We start from the raw sequence: 25,585 nt of genomic DNA, 5'->3' as shown, positions 1-25,585 counted from the left end.
TAGAGGAACGCAGCCTAAGTACGCCACGTCTTTGTGGCAACGGCTTCGTGACCAACATCCTGTTGCCCTGAGGAGGCTAAATCCTACGCCCGCGGAAAGCGAGCGGTAAGCTTCGGAAAACAACTGGAGAACTACATTGATAAGAAATAAAGAGATATTCAGCGATTACCCCCTGAATAACTCTAAACCTGAAACTATATGGACTTTTTCAGTACCCTTGCTATGCTACCCACTCTGTTTTACTATAAAACTCTAATATTTCATGATATCTCTAAAGAATCACATCTGGAACAGTACTAAAACTGTTTACGACTATAAAGCTTCACTGAAATCAAATAAGAAATTGCCAACAAAAAGAGCGCAATCAGCGGTGCAAAATAAGTTACTGTCATAATTTTATTCAATGTCTCAGCACTTGGCATTTGTGATGAATTTGTAAACATGCCGATTCCGAATGCTGGGAAAAACGTTATTGCAAATAAAATAGAACGTCCTTTCGTCGAGCCATACTTAATATAGACAGGGATAATAACTGATGTAATAACAAGTCCAACCGTCATTGCTACTGCTACGATTGCAAATATTTCTTGTAAAGTTAGCGTATTATGACCGAGATTTACTAAAAAAAGTACTGGTGAAATAAAGATTATGCTACCACCAGTAAGTGCAAGTGATAACGCATATTTACTGCCAATAATCATTTTTTTTGTAATCGGTAAAGCCCCTGCATAGCGGTCCCAATGGCACATCTCCTCAAATGTAAAGGCAGTGGTTACTTGTAATGTTCCAACAATGAGAGCCATTGAAATTAAAAATAAACCTTGGTCTAATAAAAATGATAAAAAAGTGAAAAATAAAATTAACAAAACAAACGATTTTAATTGTTTTCTCAGCATATAAAAATCTTTAATTAGTAGTGCTTGCATATTTTTCTCCTTTCACGAAGAACAACATTAAGTCTTCAATAGATGGTTTATTTAGCTCGAAAGCGATGTTCACATCTGCACGCTTTACAAGAACCTCTAGACCAAAAGCATGTGGGCGACGTGCTACAATGGCTTGCTCAGGTAACTCTAATGCCTCAACCTCCGTTCCTTGCCAAATTCCGTAATCAAATAACAGCGTATCTTTATTATCACTAAATAGGATTTGTCCTTCATGAATAAACGTAATTGTGTCAGCGATTTTCTCTAAATCACTCGTAATATGTGAAGAGAACAGTATACTATGATCGTCTTGTTGCATAAAATCTAAAAACAAATCTAAAATTTCATCACGAACAATTGGATCTAGGCCGCTCGTTGGCTCATCTAGAATAAGAAGTTTCGGATGGTGAGCTAAAGCTGCTGCTATCGATAGCTTCATCTTCATTCCGCGTGATAGCTTTTCAATTTTTTTATTGTCTGGTACTTTAAATCGTTCAAGCAAATGGAAGAAATACGTCGTATCCCAGTTCTTATAAACTTTTGCTAAAAAGCGATCAATTTGCTTTGCAGTCATCATTGTGGGGAAATAAATATCATCAAAAACAACACCAATTTCTTCTTTCCAAGCAGTTTCATCTTTTCTATGGTTTTTTCCGAAAATAAAAATGTTGCCTGCATCTTTTTTCAATAAGTTTAAAATGCATTTAATAGTTGTTGATTTGCCAGCACCATTTTCTCCTACAAAGCCCATCACAGTACCTTGCTCGAGTGTAAATGATACATCTTTTAGCGCAAACGTATCAAAGCGTTTTGTTAATTGGATGATTTCAATAGCATTCATTCCATTTCCTCCTCCATTAATAGTGTTAGTAAATCGGTTAGTTCTTGTTTTGACATATTAGCAGTTTTGGCAATTTGTACAGCCTTTAATAAATGCTCCTCCGCTTGACGCAACAGTTCTTCCCGCAGGAAATCTTGATTACGCTCTGCTACAAAGCTACCTTTGCCTGCAACTGTTTCGATAAAGCCGTCACGTTCTAAATCGGCATATGCACGCTTTGTTGTCATAACACTTATTTTCAAGTCTTTTGCTAAACTACGTATAGAAGGAAGTGGGTCACCAGGTAATAGTTTTCCAGCTAAAATCGCTGTCTTTAGCTGTTGGGTAATTTGTTCATAAATAGGTTTTTCACTTGCGTTACTTAATTTGATGAGCAAAAAAGTGCACCGCCTTTCGATAAAACTGTATATATACACTATACACAGAGTGTGCTGTATTTGTCTATTCTAAATTTTCGCTGCAGTAGGCGAACGTTCAAAATACGACATGCATATAGTATTGTGAAGCACTGAAGAGGAGGGAGAATATGCTTTTATCAGAGCTTGCTGAAAAAGAATTAATTGAAATGCAAAACGGTGTCCGTTACGGCTATTTAGCAGATACAGAATGCTTATTTGAGCCAACAACAGGCAAAATATTTGGGTTCGAATTAACGCCTCAAACTAGATTAACATTCCAAAAGCGTAAAGCGGCAGCTACGTTTATTCCGTGGGAGGAAATCGTTTTAATTGGTGAGGACCGTGTATTATTTAATAAAACTTCTACTACTTTTAAAAGCAATGACACATGACAGAGCGCTGGTTAATTGTTGGAACAGACGAACGGATGAAGATTTTGGCGAAAAGTTTAGATAGTAGTGAACGCACGATTTTTTACAAAAATAAAGCGGCTTGGGATGCAGAATTAAATGCTACTGCGCTCGACTTCCACCCGGATGTAGTCGTTCTACCTATACAGCCGATGCCAATTGAAGTACCGGTTGTATTTGGTTTGCAAAATGCGATGATACATGCAGGAAAGTTATCGCAAGAATGGGAAGCAATTTTAAAGAAAAATTCAATCCACCGTTATTTAGAGCAAGAGTCATTTATTTGGCAAAATGCTGCGCTAACTGCAGAAGCCTTTTTAGCATACTTTTATGAAAACAGGCGAGCTGTACGAGGTAAACGGTTCATTATTTCAGGCTTTGGACGTGTCGCGAAAATGATGGCCCGTATGTTAAAAAACATGCAAGGAGACGTCGTAATCTTAGTCCGCTCTGCATCTCAGCATTGTGAAGCATTAGCATTTGGATATGAATCCTATTTACTAGATGAGAAAAATTTATTTGAGGGAGTAGCTTTAATAAATACGATTCCAGCAAAATGGGTAACTCCAAAATTGAGGGAACAGTTTAAAATGCCAATTTACGATTTAGCAACAGCACCAGGTTGTATGACTGGAGATACTTATAACTATGTACTACTTGCTGGTTTGCCAGGGAAATATTTTGGAGTAGATGCTGCTAATTTATTAAAAACAGCGATACTAGAATGGAGGTCAGAAGAATGCTCGAAGGAAAACGCATCGGACTCGGCATTACAGCATCCCACTGTACCTACGCAGATGTAGTTCCAAAAATAGAAGATTTAAAAAATGCAGGTGCACAAGTAGTTCCGATAATTACGCCATCCGTTCTCCATGCAGCAACTCGCTTTGGTACAGGAGCAGAATGGATAGAAAAAATAGAAGCTATTGCAGGTGAAAAAGTCATTTCATCTATTCAAGAGGCTGAACCATTTGGACCTAGTAATCCACTTGATTGTATGGTCATTGCGCCAATGACAGGAAACTCCATTAGTAAATTTGCAAATGCAGCAACGGATAGTGCAGTATTAATGGCTGCCAAAGCAACGCTACGTAATGGCTCCCCAGTAGTAATTGGAATTTCAACTAATGATGGCTTAGGCTTAAATGGACAAAATGTAATGAAACTATTAAATGCTAAAAATGTATATTTTATACCATTTGGTCAAGACGACCCATTCAATAAGCCTACTTCGCTTATTGCAGATTTCACAAAAATGCTCGAAACTGTTCACTATGCGCTCACTTATAAAAAACAATTACAACCAATATTTATACAGTTTTTTAAATAATCGAATAATCGTACACAATTCAAAATTTTTGTGTTACAATATCCAACATTATGTAACTAGTTACCAAGGAGAGATGAAATAATGACAAAGCAATTGACAGTCGCTGTTGTTGGGGCGACAGGAGCAGTAGGTTCGAAAATGCTGGAAAATTTAGTAAAACGTAAATTTCCAATTAAACATATAAAGTTTCTAGCATCAGCACGTTCAGCTGGTAAACAAATCGACTTCAGCGGTCAAACATATACAATAGAAGAAGCAACTCCTGAAGCTTTTGAAGGTGTAGATTTAGCATTATTCTCAGCAGGTGGTTCTGTATCTGAAGCGTTGGCACCAGAAGCAGCAAAACGCGGTGCAGTAGTTATCGATAACACAAGTCATTTCCGCATGGATCCAGAAGTACCTTTAGTTGTACCAGAAGTAAACCGCCATGCATTGAAAGACATTCCGAAGGGCATCATCGCTAATCCAAACTGTTCAACAATACAAATGGTTGCAGCACTACAACCGATTCGCGAAAAATTCGGCTTAACCAAAGTAATCGTATCTACATATCAAGCAGTATCAGGCTCCGGTATCGCAGCGATTGATGAATTAAAAGCTCAAAGTGCTCAATGGGAAGCGGGCAAAAATGTAGAAGCTACTATTCTACCAACTAAAGCAGATAAAAAGCACTATCCAATTGCACGTAATGTTATTCCGCAAATCGATAAATTTACAGAAAACGGATACACATACGAAGAAATGAAAATGATTAATGAAACGAAAAAAATTATGGAGATGCCTGCATTACATGTTGCGGCAACTTGTGTGCGAGTACCAGTCGTATCAGGTCACTCAGAATCGGTTTATATCGAGCTTGAACAAGAAGCAACAGTACAAGAAATTTTCAACGTATTGAAAAACGCACCAGGCATCGTTTTACAAGATGATATTTCAAACCAAGTATATCCTATGCCAATATACGCAGAAGGAGAAGAACCAACATTCGTAGGTCGTATTCGTCAAGATTTAGATAATAAAAAAGGATTCCATATGTGGATCGTGGCGGATAACTTACTAAAAGGTGCAGCTTTAAACTCAATTCAAATTGCGGAAGCGATGTTAGAGGATAACTTACTATAAGAGGTGTGTTAGCATGAATTTAGGTCGAATCGGAACGGCAATGATTACACCGTTCAAAAAAGACGGCACGATTAATTACCCAGAGTTAGAACGAATTATTAACCATTTAATTAATAATGGGACAGATTGCATTGTGGCATGTGGTACAACATCTGAAAACCCAACGATGTCAACAGAAGAAAAAATTGAAGTTGTACGTTTTACTGTAGAAAAAGTAGCAGGGCGTGTACCAGTTATCGCTGGTACTGGAGATAATGAAACAGCATACTCAATTGACATGACACATAAAGCAGAAGAAAATGGTGCGGACGGTATTATGTTAGTTGCACCGTATTATAATAAACCTAACCAACGTGGAATATATGCCCACTTTGAGACAATTGCAAAAGAAACAAAATTGCCGGTCATGCTATATAATGTACCGGGACGCACAGGTATAAATGTAGCGTTTGAAACGTCTGTTGCATTAAGTAAAATTTCAAATATCGCTTGGATTAAAGAAGCGAGCGGTAATTTGGATCAAATGGGTGACATTATTGAAAATGTAGCACAAGAAGATGATTTCTTAGTATATAGCGGTGATGACGGCTTAACATTACCTTTACTGGCAATTGGGGGGGCAGGAGTTATTTCTGTAGCTTCACATGTAGTTGGTAATGATATGCAGCTAATGATGCGCGCGTTTGAACAAGGCGAGCATAAGCTAGCCGCGAAAATTCATCGCGCATTATTACCGCTTGTACGTGCATTGTTTGCTCAACCAAATCCATCTCCGGTCAAATATGCAATGACAAAGCTAGGTTTTGATACGCTAGATGTCCGTTTACCAATGATGGAAATGACAAATGAAGAAAAAGCGGCTTTCGATGCGATTTGGGATACGTACCAAACGAAAATGGAAGCTATTCGAGAAAATCAACCAGTGTGAATTTCACACTGGTTTTTCTTATTATTTACAACATGGAAAAATTTAGTGTGAGTTGAATTTTTAATTTGTGCTAAATGCTTTATGCACGTATAATGTTTGATAAGTGGTTGCTGTTCGGGGTATTAAACTTTATTGAGCAGAGGTTAACATTTGCTAAAGGATGAATAAATTGCAATTAAAAATTAGCTGCTAAAATTGCAAACATTTGCTGAGTAAAGTTGAGCCTTTGTCAAATGTCATAGATTTTAAAAAAGGAATTTAAACTAGGTTTGTTGCATTCGTGGAACAAATAAAATGATTTACATATTGCACACCTATGCACGATTAAAATCTAGACGTTGTTTGCTTGGGCGAATTTATTTAGGAGGAAAAAAAGTGACAAAAACAAAAAATGAACTAATCCGTATCATCCCTCTTGGTGGAGTAGGTGAAATCGGTAAATCAATGTACGTAATAGAAATCGATGAAGAGCTGTTCGTCGTAGACAGTGGGTTAATGTTCCCAGAAGACGAGATGCTAGGGATCGATATCGTTATTCCAGACATTACTTATTTAGAAGAAAATAAAGACCGAGTGAAAGGGATTTTCTTAACGCACGGTCACGAAGATGCAATCGGATCTATTGCCTATTTATTAAAGAAAATTAAGGCACCTGTGTATGGCTCTAAATTAACAATCGCGCTTGCAAAAGAGCAATTAAAAGATATGCCTGCACCTCATCAAGTCAAATTTTTTGAAGTAACAAATAAAAGTCGTATGAATTTTAACACAACATACGTAACGTTTTTCCATACAACGCATAGTATTCCAGATTCATTAGGTGTTGTTTTCCATACATCTGAAGGGGCGATTGTGCATACAGGAGAATTCAAGTTCGACCAATCAGCACAAGGGAAATTTAAACCGGATTTAGCGAAGATGGCACAACTAGGTGAGGAAGGTGTGTTTATTTTACTTTCTGAATCAACAGAAGCAGAACGTCCAGGCTATACGACAAGTGAAGCAGTAGTAGAAGAGCAGTTAGCGAAAACATTCCACTCCGCACAAGGACGTATTTTAGTGGCCGTTTATGCATCTAACTTTATACGTGTACAACAAGTATTTACACAAGCTCAAGCGGCTTTTCGTAAAGTAGCTATTGTCGGCAAGTCACTAGAAAAAGTAGTTGACCTAGGCATGAATTTAGGCTATTTGGATATTGATGAAGAAACGCTTATTCCAGTAAGTGATATTCATAAATATCAAGATGATGAAATAATAATAATTGCAACTGGTAACCAAGGGGAGCCACTAGAAGCTCTTGATAAAATTGTACGTAAACATCATCGCGATATTAAAATTAAACCGACAGATACGGTACTAATTACGTTTACTCCGTCTCCTGGGATGGAAGTGCAAATGTATAATACGATGAACCAAATTGCAAAAGCAGGTGCCAACGTATTATCAGCGGATAAAAAAGTACATGTTTCTGGTCATGGTAGCCAAGAAGATTTAAAATTAATGCTCAACTTAATGCAACCTAAATACTTTGTTCCAATTCAAGGAGAATATCGTATGCTTATTGCGCACTCGAAAATAGCGCAATCTTTAGGCATGCAAAAGTCGCAAATTTTCATTGCGGACAAAGGTGATATTGTAGAATACAAAAATGGGAAAATGCGTATGAGCGGTCGTGTCCATGCCGGCAATGTTTTAATCGATGGAATCGGTGTTGGCGATGTAGGGAATATCGTATTACGCGATCGTAAATTATTATCTCAAGATGGTATTTTCATCGTTGTAGTGACACTAAATCGTGCGCAAAAGAAAATTGCATCCGGTCCAGAAATATTATCTCGTGGCTTTGTATATGTACGCGAATCAGAAGAACTCATGGTAGAAGCATCTGAAATAGCTCGTGGTGTTATAGAAAAATATGTGAATAAAGATACGTTTGAATGGACAAATATTAAACAAGAAATCCGTGATACGCTTAATCAATATTTATTTCAAAAGACGAAACGCCGCCCGATGATTATACCAATTATTATGGAATATTAAGCACAGTAAAAGGATTTCCTTATGGCATAAGGAAATCCTTTTTTTAGCACATAAGAAAGGCTATGTGTAAAAGGAAAGTAGGTGTACAAATGGTTGTAAAAGGGAAAAGAAAAGTTTTGAAAGCAAAAAGTACTGGAAAGAAAGAATTAAATCCACTCGCCTATGAAATTATCGGTATATTATTTATTGCATACGCTATAATAATATTTTTTGAATACGGAATTGTTGGTAGGTTAACTAAAACAACTGCATTGTTTTTATTTGGGAATTTACACTTTGTAGTCCCGTTTTTACTCGTTTTAGTCGCTGGGATGCTAATGGTGAGAAGACGTGGTGTAACGATAAAAAATCGCGTTGTTATAGGTGTTTTGCTCATTGTTAGTAGTCTTGCGATTTTTAGCCATAGTTTACTATTCGAGCAATTACACGGAGCAAATACATTATTATCGAATTCGGTATTACGAGAAACTTGGCGAATTTTAATTGATATGGAAGGTGTGGCGAACCGCGGTCAAGCACTTGGAGGCGGAATACTTGGTGCAATGCTATTTAGTACCCTACATGTTTTATTTGATTCAACAGGTACCAAAATTGCCGCATGGGTTTTGTTGTTTATAGGCATTATACTAGTGACGGGAAAAGCGCTCGTACCTTTTATTATCGAGAAAACGCCTGATGTGAAAAAAAAGCTCACAACTAAACCGAAAAGTAGTAAAAAAACACGTGCTAAAAAGCCGCGTGTAAATAATGAAGAGCTAGCGACTGAGGAATTACCGGTATTGGAGCAAGAACCTATTATCTCAGCCTTTACTCAAGTACCAATTGGGGAGGATAAAGTATTTGAAGAGGTGGAGGAAGATGAAACGATAATAAAAGAACAGCAAGCGCCAAGTGGACCGTATACATTGCCGGCTGTGCAATTACTTAATTCACCGCCGATGCATGATCAAAGTAGTGAATATGCGGTTATTCAAGCGAATGCAAAAAAGCTAGAGCAAACACTACTTAGCTTTGGAGTAAAGGCAAAGATAACACAAGTACATTTAGGGCCAGCAGTGACAAAGTATGAAGTATTACCAGATATCGGTGTTAAAGTAAGTAAAATTGTTAGCTTACAAGATGATCTCGCACTTGCACTTGCAGCAAAGGACATTCGTTTAGAAGCCCCTATCCCAGGTAAATCTGCAATCGGTATTGAAGTACCAAATGGGGAAATTGCAATTGTAACTTTACGAGAAGTGCTTGAGGTGAAGGAAAATAAGCCGTCAAGCAAGCTTCTAATTAGCTTTGGACGTGACGTAACAGGACAAGCAATGTTAGCAGAGCTAAATAAAATGCCACATTTACTCGTAGCTGGTTCTACAGGGAGCGGAAAAAGTGTATGTATTAATGGCATTATAATTTCGATTTTAATGCGTGCTGCACCGCATGAAGTAAGAATGATGATGATTGATCCTAAAATGGTTGAGCTGACAGTATATAACGGCATTCCACATTTATTAGCACCTGTCGTGACAGATCCACGTAAGGCAGCACAAGCATTGCAAAAAATCGTCTCAGAAATGGAACGTAGATATGATTTATTTTCCCATACAGGAACGAGAAATATCGAAGGGTATAATGACCATATTGACATGCATAATGCAGAGCATACTGAACAACAACAAAAGCTACCATATATTGTTGTCATTGTAGACGAGCTAGCCGATTTAATGATGGTTGCTTCAAGTGAAGTAGAAGATGCGATTACACGTCTAGCACAAATGGCACGTGCAGCTGGTATTCATTTAATTATTGCCACTCAGCGTCCGTCGGTTGATGTAATAACGGGTATTATTAAAGCAAATATTCCTTCTCGCATTGCGTTTGCAGTATCTTCGTCTATTGACTCTAGAACGATATTAGATATGGGCGGAGCGGAAAGGTTACTTGGTAGGGGGGATATGTTATTCTTACCAGCGGGTGCTTCAAAACCAGTTCGGGTGCAAGGTGCATTTGTTTCAGACAAAGAAGTTGAAGCAGTTGTTGATTTTGTTATACAACAGCAGAAAGCTCAATATGAGGAGGCGATGATTCCGACAGACGAACCCGTAAAGGAAATTACGGAACAAACTGATGAGTTGTACGATGAGGCGGTGATGCTCGTTGTAGAGCAACAAAGCGCATCGGTTTCTTTGCTACAAAGACGTTTCCGTATAGGATATGCAAGAGCTGCTCGTATTGTAGACCAAATGGAACTGCGGGGAGTTGTCGGACCTCCTGATGGCAGTAGACCACGACAAGTTTTAATAACGAAGTCGAGTATTATTAACTAACGGAAAAGTCTGACTATTCAATATCTCTGTTTTTTAATTGAAATTCACAAAAAAGTACTAAAAAGAATCTATTACAGTACAGATTTGAAGAAATCTATTTGCAACGATTAGTAAACATGTTATATTGAAAACGAATTAGTAGAAATGTTGTACATCAGATGTCTGATCTCTTAATGTTGGTGGTGAATATAAATGACAATTAGGACAGATCATCGTCATTTATACTTACAAGTGATTGATCGATTAAAATCAGATATTGATAATGGTATTTATCAAGAAAATGAAAAACTACCTTCAGAATTTGAATTATCAAAATCACTTGGAGTAAGTCGTGCCACTTTACGTGAGGCTTTACGACTGTTGGAAGAGGAAAATGTAATCGTCCGCCGCCATGGGGTCGGTACGTTCGTCAACCCAAAACCGTTATTTACTTCGGGTATAGAGCAATTATCGAGTATATCCTCTATGATTGAGCAAGCGGGGATGGAGCCTGGCGCGATTTTTATGAAGGCAACGGAAGAAAAATCGACAGAGGACGATGTAACTCGCTTCCAAACCGACATTGATGACAATGTGATCACAATTGAACGCGTTAGAACTGCGGATGGTGAGCCGGTTGTTTATTGTATTGATAAAGTACCAGCAGGCTATCTACCGCAACAATTCGTTAGTAATCAAGATGTATCCATTTTCTCAGCACTCGAGCAAACGGGTGCTATTCATGTAGCGTATGCGGTCACATTTATTGACCCTGTAGGCTACCATGAACATGTTTCACCGATCCTTAACTGTGGTCCTGAAACAGCATTGCTCGTCTTGAAGCAACTTCATTACGATGATAATGACCGAGTAGTTCTTTATTCAAAGAACTATTTTAGAGCTGATAAATTCAGCTTCCATGTAGTACGAAAACGGGTGTAGAACATTTTATTTTTCCTGCTAATTACTAAAACCTTTGAGGGGGACTCACTAATGACAAAACGTAAATTTGGTTTATTAATTTCATCTGTTGTTGCAACTGGAGCAATTTTAGGTGCATGTGGTACTAGCGATGAAGGTACTAAAGAAACTGATAAAGGCACTACAGGTAATAAAGGTACAGGAACTGAAGAAAACTTAACTATCGCAATGGTAACAGACGTTGGTGGTGTAGATGACAAATCTTTCAACCAATCTGCTTGGGAAGGTATTCAAAAGTGGGGTACTGATAACGGTTTGAAAAAAGGTGACAACGGTTTTGACTACCTACAATCAAAATCAGATGCTGACTACAACACGAACTTAAATAGCTTAATACGTCGTGACTTCGACTTAGTATTCGGTGTAGGTTTCTTAATGAACGATGCGATTCATGAAATTGCAAACCAAAAACCAGATGCAAAACTTGCAATTATCGACTCTGCTGTAGATGCACCAAACGTAGCATCTGTATTGTTCAAAGAGCAAGAAGGTTCATTCTTAGCTGGTGTTGTAGCTGCTGAAATGTCTAAAACAGGGAAAATCGGCTTTATTGGCGGTCAAAAAATCCCAGTTATTGAGCGCTTTGAAGCTGGTTTTATAGAAGGTGCTAAAGCAGCTAACCCTAATATCGTAATCGATAGATACTATGCAGAAGCATTCGACAAAGCTGAATTAGGTAAAACAGCTGCTAACCGTATGTACTCTTCTGGTGTAGATATTATTTTCCATGCAGCTGGTGGTACTGGTAACGGTGTATTTACAGAAGCGAAAGAGCGTAAAGAAAAAGATCCTAATGCAAACGTGTGGGTAATCGGTGTAGACGCTGACCAATATGCAGAAGGTCAAGTTGGTGACAAAAACGTAACCCTTACTTCTATGCTAAAAGGTGTATCAACAGCGGTTATCGATATTGCAAACCGTACTAAAGAAGGTAAATTCCCTGGTGGTGAAACACTTGTTTATGGGTTAGCTGAAAACGGTGTAGGATTAGCTGATTCTCGCGGTGCTATCCCTGCAGATGTATTAAAATCAGTTGAAGAATACAAAGCAAAAATCGCTGCTGGTGAAATTGTAGTACCAGAAAAACCAGCGAAATAATAAATTTTTCGAATTAAATAAAATTAAAATCATCATAGGGATCAAAGTATTCCTATGATGATTTTGTCATGACAGCATATTGTTTGATAATTAATATTATTTCATCATTTAATAGAAAAATGAAAGCGTTCTTTTTATTTTTTGTGTAGTTATTATTCTATAATACTAACAAACTGCTTTATTAAATTATTGTGCAGGATATTGTCTTATATTTATTGAAATTAATAATATTAGAAGATTTATGAAAATTGATAGATGAAAGATTTTCATTAAAATCTTTCATGTGTTAATTTTTTTCTAACCTAAATTGTACCTAAGGGAGTGAATATATTGGAATTCGTGATTGAAATGCTTGGCATCCGTAAAGAATTCGGAGGCTTCGTAGCAAATAACAACATCACCCTCCAACTTAAAAAAGGTGAAATACATGCACTGCTTGGTGAAAATGGTGCAGGTAAATCAACTTTAATGAACGTACTATTCGGTCTTTACCAGCCAGAAGCTGGGGAGATAAAAGTGCGAGGAAAAGCAGTGAAAATAACAGATCCAAACGTTGCTAACGATTTAGGAATCGGGATGGTTCACCAACACTTTATGCTTGTTGATAACTTTACTGTTACAGAAAACATTATTTTAGGGAGCGAACCGACAAAAGCTGGTATCGTGAATATTAAAGATGCAGCAAAAGATATTCAAGCACTCTCAGAAAAGTATGGTTTAGATGTAGACCCTCATGCGAAAATTGAAGATATTTCAGTAGGGATGCAGCAACGTGTTGAAATTTTAAAAACACTTTATCGTGGTGCTGAAATTTTGATTTTTGACGAACCGACAGCTTCATTAACACCTCAAGAAATTAACGAGCTTATTCAAATTATGAGACGCTTAATTGCAGAAGGTAAATCAATAGTTTTAATTACTCATAAATTAAAAGAAATTATGGATGTATCTGACCGAGTAACGATTATTCGAAAAGGGGAAGGCATTGGTACAGTTGTGACAGCTGAAACAAACCCAGATCAACTAGCAGAATTAATGGTTGGTCGCCAAGTAGAGTTCAAAACTGAAAAAGGCTCTGCTAACCCGAAAGATGAAGTATTAAATGTCCAAGATTTAGTAGTACTGGATTACCGTGGTATTGAAAAAATTAAGCATTTAAACTTGTCAGTACGTAAAGGTGAAATTGTTGGTATCGCAGGAATTGATGGTAATGGACAATCAGAGTTAATAGAAGCGATTACTGGTTTACGCAAAATAAAGAGCGGTAAAGTAATAATGAATGGACAAGATGTAACAAATAAAAAGCCACGTCAAATAACAGAAACAGGTCTTGGTCATATTCCGCAAGATCGTCATAAACACGGCTTAGTATTAGACTTTACAATTGGACATAATATTGCACTACAAACGTATTACAAAGAACCAATTTCTAAATTTGGTATTATTGATTATAAAAAAATCTCGAACAAAGCAAACCAAATTATTGAAGAGTTTGACGTACGTACAGGTCACGGTGAGTCAACAATGGCGCGTGCACTTTCTGGGGGTAACCAACAAAAAGCAATAATTGGTCGTGAAGTAGATCGTAATCCAGAGTTATTAATTGCAGCGCTACCAACACGTGGTCTTGACGTAGGTGCGATTGAATTCATTCACCGCCGTTTAATCGAACAACGTGATAAAGGTAAAGCGGTGTTATTAATTTCGTTCGAGTTAGATGAAGTAATGAACGTGTCAGACCGTATTGCTGTTATATATGACGGGCAAATCGTTGATACATTAGATGCAAAAGAAACGACTGAGCAAGAACTCGGTTTATTAATGGCTGGTCAATCGAAAAAAGTTAAGACAGTGGAAGGGGACGAAAAATATGAGTAATCGCGCAATTAATATTCTCGTTCCTATAATATCAGTTATTTTAGGGTTAATCGTAGGTGCGATAGTAATGGTCGTATCTGGTTATGACCCAGTTAATGGATATATCGCATTGTGGAATGGTATATTTGGAGATGTCTATACAATTGGTGAAACAATTCGCCAAATTACACCATATATATTAGCAGGTCTTGCGGTTGCATTCGCATTCCGTACTGGATTATTCAACATCGGGGTTGAAGGTCAGTTAATTATGGGGTGGACAGCTGCTGCATACGTTGGTTATGCATTTGAAGGCTTACCAAAAATTATTCACTTGCCATTTGCTTTACTTGCTGCAGCTGCTGCAGGGGCATTTTGGGCATTTATCGCTGGTTTCCTAAAAGCGAGATTTAGCGTGCATGAAGTAATCTCAACGATTATGCTAAACTATATAGCGCTTCATATTTCGAACGCTTTAATTAAGTTTTGGTCTGGAACGGATCGTACCGAGAAAATTTTAGAAAGTGCTTCACTGCGCTCTCCGTGGTTAGAAAGTTTAACAGATTATTCGCGTCTCCACTGGGGGATCATTGTAGCACTTATGATGGTATTCGTTATGTGGTTTTTATTAGAACGTACAACGCGCGGCTTCGAGCTAAAAGCAGTTGGTTTTAATAAAAATGCTGCTGAATACGCAGGAATGAACGTAAATAAAAACATCATTTTAGCGATGACAATTTCCGGTATATTTGCAGGTCTTGGTGGTGCGATGGAAGCGCTAGGTACATTCGGCTATGTATCTATTAAAGGTGGTTTTACTGGTATTGGATTTGACGGGATTGCGGTAGCGTTACTTGGTGCAAACACGCCTTTAGGGGTTCTATTTGGTGCATCATTATTCGGTTCTTTAAAATTTGGTGCTTTAAATATGCCAAACGCAGCAGATATCCCAACAGAAATCGTATCGATTATTATCGCATTAATTATTTTCTTCGTAGCTTCTGGTTACGTAATTCGTATTGCATTAGAAAAATTTAAAAAGACTAAGGAGGGCAAATAATATGAGCTTTTTAGAAGTATTATATTTCATCGTCCCTTCTGCTATATTCTACGCAGCACCGCTTATTTTTGCTGCAATTGGTGGCGTATTCTCTGAGCGTTCAGGTGTTGTAAACATAGGAATAGAAGGCATCATGGTTATTGGTGCTTTCGTAGGGATTGTTTTTAACTTATTTACATTCGATGTACTTGGTAACTTTACACCGTGGGCAGCACTTATTGCGGCAATGGTAATAGGTGCGATTTTCTCACTATTACTGGCAGTTGCAGCAATTTCATTCCGTGCTGACCAAACAGTAACAGGGGTTGCACTAAACTTACTTGGTATCGCTGTGGCACTATTTTCTGTAAAAATGTTATTTGACGGGAAAGGTCAAACAGATTTTATTTCAGAACGTTTCCCACGTTTTGATGTACCCTTCCTTTCTGACATTCCATTTATTGGGCCATTGTTCTTCCAAGATATTTATGGCACTTCGATTTTAGCTATTGCTGTTGCTATATTAGCATGGTTCGTTATTTATAAAACACCATTCGGTTTACGTTTGCGTGCAGTTGGGGAACATCCAATGGCCGCTGATACTATGGGTATTAACGTTACAAAAATGCGTTATATCGCAGTGATGATTTCTGGAGGTTTAGCAGGTATTGGTGGTGCCGTCTATGCACAAACAATTACTGGCGACTTCGGTCACGCGACAATTAACGGTCAAGGTTTCATGGCAATTGCTGCTATGATATTTGGTAAGTGGCATCCAATTGGTGCGATGGGAGCAGCATTATTCTTCGGTTTAGCGCAAGCACTATCAATCGCGGGTGGTTCAATTAAGTACATTCAGGACATACCGCCAGTATTTTTAACAATTTTACCTTACGTAATAACAATCTTTGCGCTAGCAGGGTTTATCGGTAAAGCAAACGCACCAAAAGCGTCTGGTCAACCGTATATTAAAGGTAAACGATAATTTTTCTAGCTGTAACAGACGAACATACCGTTTGTTACAGCTTTTTTCATATTAAAAAACGAAAAAAATTATTCAAAGGGATGTTTTGTTGCAAAAAACACCATACTAACTTTGCATAACTATAACCTTCGCATGTATAGTAGAGAAGAGATGTATTATTTAGGCAATCTAGGGAGGTATTTTTTTGTTTTCAACGACACAATTAGCGAAAAATGTTTCGCTCCACATTCGGCAAACGACCCAATTCAAAACGGTAAATTTCTCAATCAAATGGAGAAAGCCATTAACAGCACAAGATGCAGCAGAGCGAACAGTATTGTCAAATGTTTTACAACATAGTAACGAAAAATATAAAACATCGGCTGTATACCGTAGCTACTTAGATGATTTATTTGGTACGGTTTTATATTTTGATACGTCAAAGCGTGGCAATGAGCATACTGTATTAATGAATGTTGAAACCGTAAATGACCAATATTTAGCGCATGGTAATGTACTAAATGAAGTGTTGGCGCTTTTACATACGGCTATTTTCAAACCGAATGTAGAAAATGGTGTTTTCGTTCCGGCAATTGTTGAGCGAGAAAAAGAAATGGTGTTACAACGTATTCATTCAATTTTTGATGATAAATCACGTTTAGCGCAACAACGATTAACTCAAATTATGCGCCCAAATCATCCTGCATCAATATCAGCAAACGGTACCCTTGATACAGTTGCAGCGGTTACCCCTACATCATTGATGGAAGCCTATCAAAGTATGTTAGCAAACGACGTAATTGATATTTATGTCGTTGGGGATATAGATGAGAAAGAGATAATTGAAAAATTACGCGCTGCATTGCCATTTGGAGATCGACAAGGTTTTGCTAAACAAGAAAAAATAATTTCCGAAGAGCCAGTACAGGAATATACGAAAGAACAACAAGAAATGAAGCAAGGCAAATTGCATATTGGTTATAGCACACCTGTTTATTTTGGTGACGCAGATTTTTCGAAAATGCAAATTTTTAATGGTGTATTTGGCGGCTATGCTCACTCCAAATTATTTATGAATGTTCGTGAGCGAGAAAGCTTAGCCTATTATGCATCAAGCTCATATGCTTCACATTACGGACTTGTTTTTGTCATTTCGGGTATTGAACCTGTAAACGAGAAAAAAGCGATAGATGTAATTGACGAGCAGCTTGTGTCGATACAAAACGGTGAAATTTCAGATTTAGAATTAACACAAACAAAAGCGATGTTAATAAACCAATTAAAAGAAGCACTTGATTCGCCACGTGGTCAAATAGAAATATACGACCAATACAAAGATTTAGACGAAGAATTCTCTATTGCTACTTGGACAGCACGTTGGCAAAATGTGACGAAAGAGGATGTACAGAAAATGGCTTCGCAAATTAAACGAGAAGCGATTTATTTCTTGTGCGGCAAGGAGGACTAAAAAATGAAAACAATTGAATTTAAACAACTAGATGAAACACTTTATTATAAACAGCTTAAAAATGGTTTAGACGTTTATATTTTACCGAAAAAAGGGTTTTCCAAAACATTTGTAACATTTACAACAAAGTATGGGTCAATTGATCGTTCATTCGTACCGATTGGAGAAACAGAGGCGATTATAGTTCCAGATGGCATTGCCCATTTTTTAGAGCATAAAATGTTTGAAAAAGAAGATGGCGATGTGTTCCAAAAGTTCAGTGAGGTTGGTGCACAAGCAAATGCGTTTACATCATTTAATAGAACATCCTATTTATTTTCTGCGACAGACCATATTTATAAAAGCACCGAAACATTATTAAACTTTGTACAAGAGCCTTATTTCACTGAAGAAACAGTAAATAAAGAAAAGGGTATTATCGGACAAGAAATTACGATGTATGATGACTTGCCTGATTGGCGTCTGTATTTTGGGGCAATTGAAAATATGTACCATAATCATCCTGTGAAAATTGATATCGCAGGTACGATTGAATCGATTGATGGCATTACTGCGGAGCACTTGTATACTTGTTACAATACATTTTACCACCCATCCAATATGCTACTATTTGTTATTGGTGCAGTAGATCCAAAAGAAATGATGACATTTATTGAAAACAATCAAAATAACAAATCTTTCCCTGAGCCTACACCGTTAACACGCTTATTTGATAAAGAGCCAACTGGCGTAGCTACTAAAGAAAGTGTGCTGCATATGGATGTTCAAAAACCAAAAGTGTATATTGGCCTAAAAGCGAAGGAAACTGATTTATCTGGTGAGGCAATGTTAAAACACGAATTAGCCGTACAAATTGGTTTAGAATGCTTATTTGGCCGTGCATCAGATTTTTATACACATATTTACGAGGAAGGCTTAATTGATGAATCTTATAGCTATGATTTTTCGCTTGAAAAAGGCTATGGGTTTTCCTTAATAGGCTCTGACACTACAAATCCACAGGCGCTAATTGCAGCCATTAAAGAGCAATTAGCGAAAGCAGAACAAAATGTCTTATTTACAACCGAAGATGTGGAGCGTATTAAACGTAAAAAAATTGGTTTCTTCTTACGTGCATTGAACTCGATCGAATTTATTGCTAATCAGTTTACCCGTTATAAATTTAACGATATGAATTTATTTGATGCAGTACCTATACTTGAAACATTAACAGTGGCAGACATTGCGGAGGCATTTAAAACACTTCAAGGTGAAGAACAGCAAACAGTTTTTACAGTGTTGCCAGTGAGTGAGCGCGTGTAATGAAAAAATTTGCATTGATTTGCGGTGCCTCAGGAGCAATTGGGTCAGCCATTTGTAGCGAGCTAGCATTGCAAGGTTGGTCTCTGTATATGCATTATTGTAAAACACCGATTAATGAGTTAGCATCCAAGTTAGCTAATGACTATCCTGAGCAGGAATTTATCCCTGTGCACGCTGATTTTACAGAGATGGAAGCTGCGACGCATCTCGCGTCGCAGCTCTTTTCATTACAAGCAATTGTATTTGCTAATGGGCAAGCATATTATGGTCTTCTGGAAGATACTTCATATAAGCAAATTAATACGCTATGGCAAGTTCATATGCAAACGCCTATGACTATTTTGCAACAAATTGCATCAAAACTTCGCGCTAATGAAGTGAGCTATGTCCTATTTATAGGCTCTATTTGGGGTTCGGCCGGAGCTGCAGGTGAAGTTGTTTATTCAGCTGTTAAAGGAGCTCAGCATAGCTTTATTAAAGCGTATGCGCAAGAGGTCGCTTATAATGGGATTCGTGTTAATGCGATTGCTCCAGGTTTCATTGATACAGTAATGAACGATCATATTGAATATGAGGATCGGCAACGAATTATCGAAGATATCCCGTTGCAAAGACTCGGTAAAGTAGAAGATGTTGCAAATATGTGTGCCTTTTATTTGAGTGGCAAAGCAGATTATGTAACAGGACAAATCATTCATTTAAACGGTGGATGGTACATATAATTTTGCCTTTTTGCACATGCTATTTTTACAAAGGAGGCGATTGCTATGGGAATCATGGAAAACTGGAAACAGTGGACATCATTTTTAGGGGAGCAAGTAGAAGGTGCAAAAGAAAGCGGTATACCAAATAAAATGATTGAAAAAGCAGCTGTCCAAATTGGCAACTACTTATCAGAAAATGTTGATCCGAAAAATGAACAAGAGCGTGTACTGTCTGATTTATGGACAGTTGCTTCATCAGATGAAAAAAAAGCACTAGCGAGCTGTATTATTAAACTAGTGGAAAACAAGCATGTACAGTAATTAGAAAGTCGCCCAAATTTAGAGCGGCTTAGACTGTAGACAAACTCAAAGAATTTTGAGAGTTTGCCTACAGTCTTTTTTCTTTTTTCTTTTAGAATGAATATAAATACAAGACGAAAAAAGCATCCCACCACCAGAAGTTCGAGGGGGATTATTGAAAAAAAGGAAGTAAAACCAATCCTGATTATGTGAAAGCCGAATAATTTATGAAAAAAAAATATCCTTTTAAATAAAATTATGCAAAATAAATAAATATAGTAGAAAAGCACGGTTTCGAACTTTTCATACGTTATAAAATCGGCTATGATGGAACTTATAAAGTTATTTTTACGTTTCTATAGTGAAGGGGACGAGATTCGATGAGTGAATGGTATTTTGAGTACGAGATTCAAGTAAATCGTCCGGGTTTGTTAGGAGATATTGCTTCACTTCTTGGAATGCTGCGTGTGAATATTGTATCAATTAACGGAGTTTCTGAAGAACGGCGAGGAATGCTATTACATGCAGAAAATGAAGAGTCGATTCAACGCTTTATTTCGGTTGTGTCTACAATGGATAATATTAACGTTACGAGATTCCGTGAACCAAAATTACGTGACCGCTTAGCTGTGCGACACGGACATTACATTCCGCGTGATGCAGATGAAAAAAATACATTCCGTTTTGTACGAGATGAGCTAGGTATTTTAGTGGATTTTATGGCGGAATTATTTAAAAAGGATGGTCATAAACTAATTGGGATAAGGGGAATGCCACGAGTTGGCAAAACCGAATCAATCGTAGCTTCAAGCGTTTGTGCAAACAAGAAATGGATTTTTATTTCCTCGACTATGATCAAGCAAACGATTCGAAATACTTTAATTGGCGATGAATTTAACGGCAATAATATATTTATATTAGATGGAGTCGTTACACGCAGAGCGACGGATGAAAGGCATCAACAGCTTGTGCGGGAGATGATGCGTATGCCAACAATTAAAGTTATTGAGCACCCAGATATTTTTGTGCAGCACTCAGAATACAAGATTGAAGATTTTGATTACATCATTGAACTTCGCAATCATCCCGATGAAGAAATCACATATGAAATCATTGAGAATAATAATATGATGTCAAGCTCAAACCTAGGTAGTTTTGGCGGATTTAATTTTTAATAAAAGTAGGTGTTATTGTTGACAGAACTAGGAGCTCGCCTTAAAGAAGCGAGATTGGCTAAAGGATTTAGCCTTGATGATTTACAAGAAATAACGAAAATTCAAAAGCGTTATTTAGTTGGAATTGAAGAAGGAAATTATTCAATTATGCCTGGCTCATTCTACGTGCGTGCGTTTATTAAACAGTATGCAGAAGCAGTAGGACTAGATGCAGATGAAATTTTAGCGAATTATAAGCAAGATGTTCCGGGTACACAAACAGATGAGGTAGCACAATCGTATACGCAAAGCCCGAGCCGACGTAAATTGGCGTCTAGCTCATCCAACAGAATGATGGAAATGATGCCTAAAATAATCGTTGCATTATTTATCATTGTTATTATTATCGTAATTTGGACCTTATATTTACAAAAGGCTAAAAATTCACCAGATGAAGTGGATGACACTACATCAGTAATTCAATACGATAAAACACAAAAAGAGCCATTAAATGAAGGAAATAACAACGACGTAACGGTAGATGATGAAGAAGAGCCTGAAAAAGAAGAACCTGTCGTAGAAGCGAAACAAGAAATTAGCGCAGGTCAAATACAACCAGATGGTGAAACGACGATTTTTGATGTGACAGGTACAGATACTTTAAACATTCGCGTTGAAGTAGCAGGCCCTACTTGGGTAGGTATTCGTAATGAAAAAGGCGATGAGCAAGTAGAGGCAAAAGCGTATAGTGCTGGAGATGTTGTCGAGCATGACTCAACAGCAAACGGTTATGCTCGCATTCGCCTTGGTAATTCACAAGTAGCAAAAGTGTTCGTCAATGGTGAAGAGCTTCAATACGCACAAAACGTTGTTGTACAAAATATTGTATTGAAATTAGCAAAGGAAGAGTAGTCATCAATTGATGGCTACTTTCTTTAGAAAATAATTATTTTTAAAATAAAGAATTGTTAAGGCATTCGTGTCGGATATTTTTGCAAATAGTGTATCCGGCAGCTTTAATACCTTATCGTCGCTGCGTTTAGATAGTAAGGTGAAGAGTGCATGAAAATGCAATTCTTTTATGAAAGGTGTTTACAAATGAATATTCCAAATAAGATTACAGTCTCTCGTATTTGTTTAATTCCATTTTTTGTGATTGTAATTATGTTTGATTTTGGTTGGGGAACAATGGAGCTTTTCGGTGCGGAAATGCCGGTTAATCACTTTGTTGGAGCGCTAATTTTTATTATTGCTTCCGTAACGGACTGGGTAGACGGGTATTATGCACGCAAATATAATTTAGTTACAAATTTCGGTAAGTTTTTAGATCCACTTGCAGACAAATTACTCGTATCAGCAGCACTTATATTGTTAGTGGAGCTAAAATTAGCACCTGCTTGGATCGTTATTCTTATTATTAGTCGTGAGTTTGCGGTAACGGGTTTACGCCTTATTTTAGCGGGTGAAGGTGAAGTAGTTGCAGCAAATCAATTAGGTAAAATTAAAACATGGGCACAAATTATTGCCATTTCAGCCTTGCTTTTACACAATACTATTTTCGAACTTATCGGTATTCCGTTTGATATGATTACTTTATATGTTGCTTTATTCTTTACGGTTTGGTCTGGATGGGATTATTTCTATTTAAACCGTCGTGTATTGCTTGATTCAAAGTAAAAGAGGGGTCTTTTCATGAATGCTGAAATAATTGCAGTTGGCTCTGAGTTATTACTTGGACAAATTGTTAATACAAATGCCAAGTTTATTTCCAATCAATTGTCAGAGCTAGGTATTAATGTATTTTATCATACCGTTGTTGGTGATAATGCAGGGCGTCTTGAGGATGTTATTAAAACTGCTGAATCGCGTGCGGATTTAATTATTTTTTCAGGTGGGCTAGGTCCTACAAAAGATGATTTAACGAAAGAAACGATTGCCCGTCATCTAGGTGTCGACCTTACATTTGATGAAACAGCTCTAACATATATTGAGGCATTTTTTGCTAAGCGTGGTCGTGTCATGACTGAAAATAATAAGAAGCAAGCGCTCGTTTTAGCAGGGTGTGATGTGCTAGCGAATCATCACGGTATGGCACCAGGGATGATGTTTGAGAAAGACGGCAAAACGTATATATTATTACCTGGACCGCCGAAAGAGCTTGAACCAATGTTTCAATTTGAAGCGAAACCAAAGCTAGCAGCTAGATTAAATGATGGTGCAATTATTTTATCGCATGTGCTTCGCTTTTACGGTATAGGTGAGGCTGAGTTAGAGGTTGCAATACAAGATATATTAGACTCGCAAACGAATCCAACTGTTGCGCCACTTGCATCAGATGGTGAAGTGACGCTTCGAGTTACTGCCAAAGCAGCTAGTGAAGCAGAAGCTCGGACTTTAATTGAGGCAAAAACTGCAGAGATTCAAGCGATTGTTGGTGACTTCCAGTACGGAGTGAATGATGATTCGCTCGCTTCAAAAACTGTTGAAACATTACTTGAAAAAAATTGTACGATTGCGGCAGCGGAAAGCTTAACTGCAGGATTGTTTCTATCAGAACTTGCAGAAATACCTGGTGTTAGTGGCGCTTTAGTGGGCGGCGTTGTGACATATACTGTAGATGCAAAAATTAAACAACTCGGTATTGAGCCAATGTTGATTGAGCAGTACGGTGTTGTAAGTAGTGAATGCGCGGCTGCAATGGCGGAGCATGTCCGTGTGAAATTCGGGACTAACATTGGTATCGGCTTAACTGGTGCAGCTGGACCCGATGCACATGGCGATCAGCCAGCAGGTACAATTTGGATCGGAATTAGCATTGAAGGGCGCGATATTGAAACTTACAAGCTTCAGCTATCGGGCATGCGCAATACGAATCGTTTACGGGCAGTAAAATTCACTTGTAGTTATTTAATTCGTTTATTAAAAGAAAAATATTGAAAATGAAAATTTGAGCTAATAAAAAGGCTCAAATTTTTATTTTGGCCTAAAATCGAAAATACGTTCGCTTTTTTCTTGTATTTTTCTCAAAGAACAAGTATAGTAGTGTTATAAATAAAACAGACGTTTTCTAGAGGAGGAAATTAAGTGAGTGATCGTAAAGCAGCCTTAGATATGGCGTTAAAACAAATTGAAAAGCAATTCGGTAAAGGTTCTATTATGAAGCTTGGTGAAACAACAGATCACCAAATTTCAACATCATCAAGTGGTTCATTAGCACTTGATGCAGCACTAGGGATAGGTGGATATCCTCGTGGTCGTATTATCGAAATATACGGGCCAGAGTCTTCAGGTAAAACAACAGTAGCACTTCATGCCATTGCAGAAGTACAAGCAAACGGAGGTCAAGCTGCATTCATTGACGCAGAGCATGCACTTGATCCAGTATACGCAAAAAAATTAGGTGTAAATATTGACGAATTACTACTTTCTCAGCCAGATACAGGGGAACAAGCTCTTGAAATTGCTGAAGCATTAGTACGTAGTGGCGCAATCGATATTTTAGTCATTGACTCTGTAGCGGCATTAGTACCAAAAGCCGAAATCGAAGGTGAGATGGGTGACTCGCACGTAGGTTTACAAGCGCGTTTAATGTCTCAAGCATTGCGTAAATTATCTGGAGCAATTAATAAATCAAAAACATTAGCGATTTTCATTAACCAAATTCGTGAAAAAATTGGTGTTATGTTCGGTAACCCAGAAACGACACCAGGTGGTCGTGCACTTAAATTCTATTCTTCAGTCCGATTAGAAGTTCGTCGTGCAGAAGCACTTAAGCAAGGTAACGACATTTTAGGTAACAAAACAAAAATTAAAATTGTAAAAAATAAAGTTGCTCCTCCATTCCGTACAGCTGAAGTAGATATTATGTACGGGGAAGGTATTTCGAAAGAAGGAGAAATCGTCGACTTAGGTGTAGAACTAGATATCGTGCAAAAAAGCGGCTCTTGGTATGCATACGGCGATGAGCGTTTAGGTCAAGGTAGAGAAAACGCAAAGCAATTCCTTAAAGAAAATCCAACAGTACGTGAAGAAATCGCTGGTAAAATTCGTCAATCATATGGCATTGCAGCAGCGAATTACACGATCGGTGGTCATGATGACGAAGATGAAATGGATGAAGAATTAGCTTTATTATTAGATGAAAAATAAAAATTGAGTTGCCTGTCAGAGTGTAGACAAAGTCAAAAATAACTTTGTCTGCACTCTTTTTTGAACTAAAATGGAAAAAAGGGTTAGAAATACATACATTTCCCTATACTGAAATAGAAGGCTCTAAATGAATGATTGGTAGTATGTTGCACATAGTGGCTATCCTTGACAGAGCAATAACAGAACTATACAATTAAACATGTATAATTTCTAAATTTTGAAATGAAATAGGTCAACTAAATAGCTTCATTTGACCCATTAAAAATGACACGATTAT

The 25,585-nt window shown here is 37.5% G+C and carries 24 protein-coding genes; 21 read left to right on the top strand and 3 right to left on the bottom strand.

Features of this window, described 5'->3' with window-relative positions:
- Positions 1 to 296: 296 nt before the first annotated feature.
- From AAFN87_RS08465 to AAFN87_RS08455, 3 genes are read right to left on the bottom strand one after another with little or no spacing between them, the layout of a single operon-like run.
- Entirely contained in the window at positions 297 to 926 is a 630-nt protein-coding gene (locus AAFN87_RS08465) for an ABC-2 transporter permease (RefSeq protein WP_347790607.1), read from the bottom strand.
- Positions 907 to 1,767 (bottom strand): ABC transporter ATP-binding protein, encoded by an 861-nt coding sequence (locus tag AAFN87_RS08460; RefSeq protein ID WP_347790606.1) that lies wholly within the window; start codon positions 1,765 to 1,767, stop codon positions 907 to 909. The genes AAFN87_RS08465 and AAFN87_RS08460 overlap by 20 nt, the downstream gene beginning before the upstream one ends.
- On the bottom strand, positions 1,764 to 2,144 hold the full coding sequence (locus AAFN87_RS08455; protein WP_347790605.1) for a GntR family transcriptional regulator: 381 nt from the start codon (positions 2,142 to 2,144) through the stop codon (positions 1,764 to 1,766). Before AAFN87_RS08455 ends, AAFN87_RS08460 begins: the two co-directional genes overlap by 4 nt.
- Before the next feature lie 149 nt (positions 2,145 to 2,293).
- Here AAFN87_RS08455 and AAFN87_RS08450 point away from each other — a divergent pair, with 149 nt between their 5' ends.
- The 21 genes from AAFN87_RS08450 to recA all read left to right on the top strand — a co-directional run bounded on the left by AAFN87_RS08450 (position 2,294) and on the right by recA (position 25,308).
- Entirely contained in the window at positions 2,294 to 2,557 is a 264-nt protein-coding gene (locus AAFN87_RS08450) for a YlmC/YmxH family sporulation protein (protein ID WP_347790604.1), read from the top strand.
- Positions 2,554 to 3,378: a dipicolinate synthase subunit A gene (locus tag AAFN87_RS08445; protein WP_347790603.1), complete on the top strand. Its 825-nt coding sequence runs from the start codon at positions 2,554 to 2,556 to the stop codon at positions 3,376 to 3,378. The genes AAFN87_RS08450 and AAFN87_RS08445 overlap by 4 nt, the downstream gene beginning before the upstream one ends.
- Complete coding sequence (locus AAFN87_RS08440; RefSeq protein ID WP_347790602.1) at positions 3,315 to 3,905, top strand: dipicolinate synthase subunit B; 591 nt, start codon at positions 3,315 to 3,317, stop codon at positions 3,903 to 3,905. Before AAFN87_RS08445 ends, AAFN87_RS08440 begins: the two co-directional genes overlap by 64 nt.
- Positions 3,906 to 3,986: 81 nt before the next feature.
- Positions 3,987 to 5,027: an aspartate-semialdehyde dehydrogenase gene (locus AAFN87_RS08435; protein WP_347790601.1), complete on the top strand. Its 1,041-nt coding sequence runs from the start codon at positions 3,987 to 3,989 to the stop codon at positions 5,025 to 5,027.
- Positions 5,028 to 5,040: 13 nt separating this feature from the next.
- Positions 5,041 to 5,955: a 4-hydroxy-tetrahydrodipicolinate synthase gene (dapA, locus tag AAFN87_RS08430; protein ID WP_347790600.1), complete on the top strand. Its 915-nt coding sequence runs from the start codon at positions 5,041 to 5,043 to the stop codon at positions 5,953 to 5,955.
- Positions 5,956 to 6,330: 375 nt separating this feature from the next.
- Complete coding sequence (locus AAFN87_RS08425; protein ID WP_347790599.1) at positions 6,331 to 7,998, top strand: ribonuclease J; 1,668 nt, start codon at positions 6,331 to 6,333, stop codon at positions 7,996 to 7,998.
- Between the two features lie 89 nt (positions 7,999 to 8,087).
- Positions 8,088 to 10,313, top strand: a complete 2,226-nt coding sequence (locus AAFN87_RS08420; RefSeq protein WP_347790598.1) for an FtsK/SpoIIIE family DNA translocase — start codon at positions 8,088 to 8,090, stop codon at positions 10,311 to 10,313.
- Positions 10,314 to 10,505: 192 nt separating this feature from the next.
- Positions 10,506 to 11,234, top strand: a complete 729-nt coding sequence (locus tag AAFN87_RS08415) for a GntR family transcriptional regulator (protein ID WP_347790597.1) — start codon at positions 10,506 to 10,508, stop codon at positions 11,232 to 11,234.
- Positions 11,235 to 11,285: 51 nt separating this feature from the next.
- Positions 11,286 to 12,371 (top strand): BMP family lipoprotein, encoded by a 1,086-nt coding sequence (locus AAFN87_RS08410; RefSeq protein ID WP_347790596.1) that lies wholly within the window; start codon positions 11,286 to 11,288, stop codon positions 12,369 to 12,371.
- Between the two features lie 330 nt (positions 12,372 to 12,701).
- Positions 12,702 to 14,249 carry an ABC transporter ATP-binding protein gene (locus tag AAFN87_RS08405; RefSeq protein WP_347790595.1) on the top strand — a complete coding sequence of 516 codons (1,548 nt, stop codon included), beginning with the start codon at positions 12,702 to 12,704 and terminating at the stop codon, positions 14,247 to 14,249.
- Positions 14,242 to 15,288: an ABC transporter permease gene (locus AAFN87_RS08400; RefSeq protein WP_347790594.1), complete on the top strand. Its 1,047-nt coding sequence runs from the start codon at positions 14,242 to 14,244 to the stop codon at positions 15,286 to 15,288. The genes AAFN87_RS08405 and AAFN87_RS08400 overlap by 8 nt, the downstream gene beginning before the upstream one ends.
- A gap of 1 nt (position 15,289) precedes the next feature.
- Positions 15,290 to 16,252, top strand: coding sequence for an ABC transporter permease (locus AAFN87_RS08395; RefSeq protein WP_347790593.1), 963 nt, complete (start codon positions 15,290 to 15,292; stop codon positions 16,250 to 16,252).
- Between the two features lie 184 nt (positions 16,253 to 16,436).
- Entirely contained in the window at positions 16,437 to 17,699 is a 1,263-nt protein-coding gene (gene yfmF, locus AAFN87_RS08390; RefSeq protein ID WP_347790592.1) for an EF-P 5-aminopentanol modification-associated protein YfmF, read from the top strand.
- A 3-nt stretch (positions 17,700 to 17,702) separates the two neighbouring features.
- Positions 17,703 to 19,001, top strand: coding sequence for an EF-P 5-aminopentanol modification-associated protein YfmH (yfmH, locus tag AAFN87_RS08385; protein ID WP_347790591.1), 1,299 nt, complete (start codon positions 17,703 to 17,705; stop codon positions 18,999 to 19,001).
- On the top strand, positions 19,001 to 19,723 hold the full coding sequence (ymfI, locus tag AAFN87_RS08380) for an elongation factor P 5-aminopentanone reductase (RefSeq protein WP_347790590.1): 723 nt from the start codon (positions 19,001 to 19,003) through the stop codon (positions 19,721 to 19,723). The genes yfmH and ymfI overlap by 1 nt, the downstream gene beginning before the upstream one ends.
- A 45-nt stretch (positions 19,724 to 19,768) precedes the next feature.
- Entirely contained in the window at positions 19,769 to 20,026 is a 258-nt protein-coding gene (locus AAFN87_RS08375) for a DUF3243 domain-containing protein (protein ID WP_347790589.1), read from the top strand.
- Between the two features lie 359 nt (positions 20,027 to 20,385).
- A complete protein-coding gene (locus AAFN87_RS08370) occupies positions 20,386 to 21,180 on the top strand; it encodes a DUF3388 domain-containing protein (RefSeq protein WP_347790588.1) in 795 nt (264 codons plus the stop codon).
- An 18-nt stretch (positions 21,181 to 21,198) separates the two neighbouring features.
- Positions 21,199 to 22,071, top strand: a complete 873-nt coding sequence (locus tag AAFN87_RS08365; protein WP_481886459.1) for a helix-turn-helix domain-containing protein — start codon at positions 21,199 to 21,201, stop codon at positions 22,069 to 22,071.
- Positions 22,072 to 22,257: 186 nt separating this feature from the next.
- Complete coding sequence (gene pgsA, locus AAFN87_RS08360; protein WP_347790586.1) at positions 22,258 to 22,836, top strand: CDP-diacylglycerol--glycerol-3-phosphate 3-phosphatidyltransferase; 579 nt, start codon at positions 22,258 to 22,260, stop codon at positions 22,834 to 22,836.
- Between the two features lie 15 nt (positions 22,837 to 22,851).
- A complete protein-coding gene (locus tag AAFN87_RS08355; RefSeq protein WP_347790585.1) occupies positions 22,852 to 24,096 on the top strand; it encodes a competence/damage-inducible protein A in 1,245 nt (414 codons plus the stop codon).
- Positions 24,097 to 24,243: 147 nt separating this feature from the next.
- A complete protein-coding gene (gene recA / locus AAFN87_RS08350; protein ID WP_347790584.1) occupies positions 24,244 to 25,308 on the top strand; it encodes a recombinase RecA in 1,065 nt (354 codons plus the stop codon).
- Positions 25,309 to 25,585: the final 277 nt, after the last annotated feature.

The organism is Solibacillus sp. CAU 1738, assembly GCF_039888725.1.
Taxonomy (GTDB): domain Bacteria; phylum Bacillota; class Bacilli; order Bacillales_A; family Planococcaceae; genus Metasolibacillus.
The sequence above is the reverse complement of the archived record's forward strand: the minus strand, read 5'-3'. Positions and strand labels throughout refer to the sequence as shown.

Coding starts and splice junctions, on each gene's coding strand:
- AAFN87_RS08465 (WP_347790607.1), bottom strand. CDS start 926: ATGCAAGCACTACTAATTAAAGATTTTTATATGCTGAGAAAACAATTA.
- AAFN87_RS08460 (WP_347790606.1), bottom strand. CDS start 1,767: ATGAATGCTATTGAAATCATCCAATTAACAAAACGCTTTGATACGTTT.
- AAFN87_RS08450 (WP_347790604.1), top strand. CDS start 2,294: ATGCTTTTATCAGAGCTTGCTGAAAAAGAATTAATTGAAATGCAAAAC.
- AAFN87_RS08445 (WP_347790603.1), top strand. CDS start 2,554: ATGACAGAGCGCTGGTTAATTGTTGGAACAGACGAACGGATGAAGATT.
- AAFN87_RS08440 (WP_347790602.1), top strand. CDS start 3,315: ATGCTCGAAGGAAAACGCATCGGACTCGGCATTACAGCATCCCACTGT.
- AAFN87_RS08435 (WP_347790601.1), top strand. CDS start 3,987: ATGACAAAGCAATTGACAGTCGCTGTTGTTGGGGCGACAGGAGCAGTA.
- dapA (WP_347790600.1), top strand. CDS start 5,041: ATGAATTTAGGTCGAATCGGAACGGCAATGATTACACCGTTCAAAAAA.
- AAFN87_RS08420 (WP_347790598.1), top strand. CDS start 8,088: ATGGTTGTAAAAGGGAAAAGAAAAGTTTTGAAAGCAAAAAGTACTGGA.
- AAFN87_RS08415 (WP_347790597.1), top strand. CDS start 10,506: ATGACAATTAGGACAGATCATCGTCATTTATACTTACAAGTGATTGAT.
- AAFN87_RS08410 (WP_347790596.1), top strand. CDS start 11,286: ATGACAAAACGTAAATTTGGTTTATTAATTTCATCTGTTGTTGCAACT.
- AAFN87_RS08400 (WP_347790594.1), top strand. CDS start 14,242: ATGAGTAATCGCGCAATTAATATTCTCGTTCCTATAATATCAGTTATT.
- AAFN87_RS08395 (WP_347790593.1), top strand. CDS start 15,290: ATGAGCTTTTTAGAAGTATTATATTTCATCGTCCCTTCTGCTATATTC.
- yfmH (WP_347790591.1), top strand. CDS start 17,703: ATGAAAACAATTGAATTTAAACAACTAGATGAAACACTTTATTATAAA.
- ymfI (WP_347790590.1), top strand. CDS start 19,001: ATGAAAAAATTTGCATTGATTTGCGGTGCCTCAGGAGCAATTGGGTCA.
- AAFN87_RS08375 (WP_347790589.1), top strand. CDS start 19,769: ATGGGAATCATGGAAAACTGGAAACAGTGGACATCATTTTTAGGGGAG.
- AAFN87_RS08370 (WP_347790588.1), top strand. CDS start 20,386: ATGAGTGAATGGTATTTTGAGTACGAGATTCAAGTAAATCGTCCGGGT.
- pgsA (WP_347790586.1), top strand. CDS start 22,258: ATGAATATTCCAAATAAGATTACAGTCTCTCGTATTTGTTTAATTCCA.
- AAFN87_RS08355 (WP_347790585.1), top strand. CDS start 22,852: ATGAATGCTGAAATAATTGCAGTTGGCTCTGAGTTATTACTTGGACAA.